3 protein-coding genes are annotated in these 3,808 nt (G+C 55.0%); all 3 read left to right on the forward strand.

Going from position 1 to position 3,808, the window contains the following annotated elements:
• On the forward strand, window positions 1-1,971 hold a 1,971-nt coding region (locus Q0628_RS00560; protein WP_298767507.1), incomplete at its 5' end, for a phage tail tape measure protein.
• Window positions 1,972-3,240, forward strand: coding sequence for a DNA circularization N-terminal domain-containing protein (locus tag Q0628_RS00565; protein WP_298767509.1), 1,269 nt, complete (start codon window positions 1,972-1,974; stop codon window positions 3,238-3,240).
• Window positions 3,230-3,808: phage baseplate assembly protein (locus Q0628_RS00570; protein ID WP_298767511.1), on the forward strand; the 579-nt coding region annotated here is incomplete at its 3' end. The genes Q0628_RS00565 and Q0628_RS00570, both read left to right, overlap by 11 nt.

The following is a 3,808-nucleotide window of genomic DNA, read 5'->3' on the forward strand; positions in this document are numbered from 1 at the left end:
CGTATCGGGGCCGATGCCGCCGGGCTCAATTCGGGGCTGAACCGTGCCAAGGCTGCCGTCACTTCGTTTTCCGGGATGGCCCGGGCGTCTCTGTCCTCTGTAGGCAAGTCTATAGGGAACATGAGCCTCGGTTCCATGTTCGCTCCGCTCCTTATCGGGGGCGGTCTTCATTATACCGTGAGCGCTGTCGGCGACTTGTCCAAGGAACTGCTGTATTACGGCATGGCGGCTAAAAAGAGCGACGCGGACACGAAGGTGTTCCGCGAATCGCTGCATGACATGGCCATCCAGACGGGTATCGATGCAAAGGCTATCCTTGGCGGTATCTCGAAGATTGGCGAAATTACTGGCGATTTCAAGTTCTCCGAAGAAATGGGGCTTACCCTTGCAAAGACTTCGCTTGCGGCGAACACGTCGATGGAAGACTTGGCGCTACTTTCTTCGGCAATCAACGCGAATGTCGGCTGGGGAATGGAGCAGATCACCCGATACTTCAATTCTCTGATTATCCAGGGCGACCAGGGCTCCTTTACGCTCCAGAAGTTCGCCAACCAGGGTAAGGCCCTGTTCTCCCAGGCTGCGGCTTTTGGGCTCAAGAGCGAGGAACAGTTCGCCTATTTCGGGGCCATGCTACAGACTATTGCCCCGTCCATCAAGAGCGAAGCCGAAATCACCACGTCTGTCGGCGCTCTTTTCCGTGACTTGAAGGACAAGCAGAAGGACCTTGGCAAGAAAGGCATCAAGATTTTCGACAAGGTGGACGGAAAGAACCAGGTTCGCGACCTGAAATCCATTATCGATGACATCATGAAGTATGTCAACGGCGACGCCAAGAAACTTGCCCAGATAGGCCTTACAAGCGAATCCATGAAGGTCTTGAACCCGCTTATGGCCGATTACCAGAAGGGATGGGTCAAGATGCAGGCCATCACCGATTCCGGAATCAAAGGGATGTCGAATACCGACGAGCTCGAAAACCGTTACGATAGGGCGTCCAGGACTTTTGACAAGGCGATGGACAAGATGAAGGCGAGCGCGGTGAAGTTTGCCGACTTGAACCTTGCGGGGCCCGTAGAGACCCTTTCAAGCGCCCTTCAGACCTTGAGCGAACACCAGACTATCGTGAAGACCGGGTTTATCGCGATGACGGCTGCGGCTAGCCTTGTCGGCCTTGTGAAGGCAGGGCAGTTTGTCGCCAGCGGGTACGAGTCTTTTAGAAAGTTTTTCCCTGGCAAGCAGGCCAACGAACCGAAGCCGTCGAACTTGATTCCGTTTAGCCCGAACGACGTGCAGAAGGTGTTCGTCACCAACATGCGCGGCGGTTTCGGCGGTGGAACCGACTACATGGATGACGATTCGCCCATTCCACAAGCGGCTGCCACGCAGAAGGCGACCCAGGCGATGGAATCCGTCACGGTTGAAACGGGACGCTTCAGGCAGGGGCTTTCCAATGCCAGGGCAGGCCTTAACCGCTTCGGAAGAACTGCCATTGGCGGGACCCTGCTCACTGCGGCCACTACCTGGGCGATGAACAAGATCTATGACTTTGGTGCGGCTTTCGTCGAATGGCGAAAAGTGGTAGCCGATGTCGAGGCCAACAGCCGCGCCATGGTGGACCGTAACCAGGCGGAGTTCGAAAAGCGCTACGGCAAGGAAGCGGGAGTCTACAGCAAGAAGCACGGCGAGACCTTGCTTGAAATCCAGAAGGAAGAAAACAGCTTTATGCCGTCGCAGAAGAAGCTCGACAAGCTCTATGGCGACCTGCGGATGTATAACCAGCTGACGAAGAACGCTATCGAGGCGAAAAAGGGCGAAAACGGCATTTCCGCCCAGGAATACATGCAGCAACTTACAGTTGCTCCGAACATTGTCATCAACATGGACCAGGCCAACAACCGCTATACGGCGCAGAGCGACGGCGGCAAACCGGCGAAGGTCAAGGTGCAGAATACACCGGGGATGGGTAGATAGATGGCTGACGTGAACGAACCTAGAGAATGCACGCTTGGGCCGTGGGACTTGCAGCTGACGAACATCAGCGACGAGATCAACCACGCCATGGCCGAAACGACCTACCCCTACAAGAACGGGGCCGATATCGAAGACATGGGCGTGGACCCCGAAGTCTTCAGGTTTTCTTGCGTCATCACGAACGAAGACTACAAGAACAACTACAGGGAACTGCGCAAATGGTTCCTGTCGTATTTCCCGGAGCCTATAGAACTGTATCATCCCGACCACGATACAATCCTTTACGGCTATCCTAAAAACGTTTCCATTGCATCCGACAAGCGCAGGAACTATGCGGAGTTCCAGTTCGACTTTGAAATTGCGGATATCCAGGAAGAGACCCAGGAAGTAGCAGACCCCAAATATGTGACCTACGAAGAGGCAAAGGAAGCGAATGCCGAAGTGCAGACGGCCATTGCCTACGAAATGCAGAAGGCGGGAGTCCCCGATTTAGAGGGGTCCGACTGGTCGCTGGTCGATGTCTGGGGGTCTCTTGGCGATACCGCCCGCGCTTTTGCCGACGGCGTGAGCTCCGCGATGGCTAAAATCCAGGGCGTGATTGATACGGTCAAGGCCCCTATCGACGCAATTAACACCACGATTGACTACATGGGCACCCTTTCGGGCAAGCTGACCGAGAGCTTGCAGGGGTGCTGCGACTCGTTTACCGGGCTTGCCAGACGTGTCACCAAGTCCAAGAGCTCTATGGTCGTGCTTTCGACGAACATGTCCGACATGCTCGCGACCCTTGCCGGTTCGCCCATCTATGCGGCATACGCGACCCTTGCGGCTGCCACCCTTGCGAACGAAGCCGCAAACCACATCAGCGACGACGAAAAGCGAATGGCCGAATCCATCGCCGCCGAAAGCGTCGTTTCCGACAATGCGGAAGGCCACGAAATTGCCGAAACTAAGCCTGTATATATCGTCACTCCCGCCGATCTGGAAGATAGTGTGGCCACGGTGCGCGAGTTCATCAATTCGGTGCTCCCGGTCGCCATCTGCCCGGACCGTCTCAAGAAGCAGGCTGCCGCCCTGTCGAACGCAATCCTTCGCATCAAGATGGAATACATGACCACGAAGAAGGTCTTGCTCCATCATGAAACGCCTCTTCACAAGGTTTGCCTGGACAACGGTCTTAACTACAAGGCGGCAGAGCGTCTTTGTGCCTTGAACGATGTCAAGAATCCCACTTTCATGAACGGCGAGGTTATGGTCTATGCCAAATGACAAGGATGAAGTCATCGTCGCCGTAAAAGGCTCCAGGATGGACAAGTTCGTGAGCTACAACATCACGCAGGACCTGTTCACTCCCGAGGGTTCTTTCCAGTTCGGGTGCTTTTCGAAGTACGATGTATCTGCGGGAGACACCTGCGAGATATACGTGAACCGCAAGGTCGTGATGAATGGAATTGTCGATACGGTAAAGCGCGAACTGTCGAGAAGCGGCCCGAGGCTTTCTTTTGAAGGCCGCTCCGTGGCTTCCATTCTTGTCGATTCCTGCGTGACCAAGTTCTCGACGCTCCCCACGAAGCTCAGTGCGCTTGCCGAGAAGCTTGTGCGCGGGCTTCCGTTCATCGGGAAAAAGGATTTCGAGTATTATTCCAAGTCTAAAAACGCGAAAGCAAACCGGAAGTTCGTGGAGCTTTCCCCTGGCGATACTGTCTTCGAGGTCATCAAGAGGGCGGCAAACTCGCTGGGCTACCTGTTCTGGGCTACTCCAGACGGCAAGTTCTGCTTCGACAAACCGCTTGTTCGAGGCAAACCGCTGTTTTCTATCCATGCCAAGGGCGACGGA

It is taken from the genome of uncultured Fibrobacter sp. (assembly GCF_937877005.1).
Classification (GTDB): Bacteria; Fibrobacterota; Fibrobacteria; order Fibrobacterales; family Fibrobacteraceae; genus Fibrobacter.

Coding starts and splice junctions, on each gene's coding strand:
- Q0628_RS00565 (WP_298767509.1), top strand. CDS start 1,972: ATGGCTGACGTGAACGAACCTAGAGAATGCACGCTTGGGCCGTGGGAC.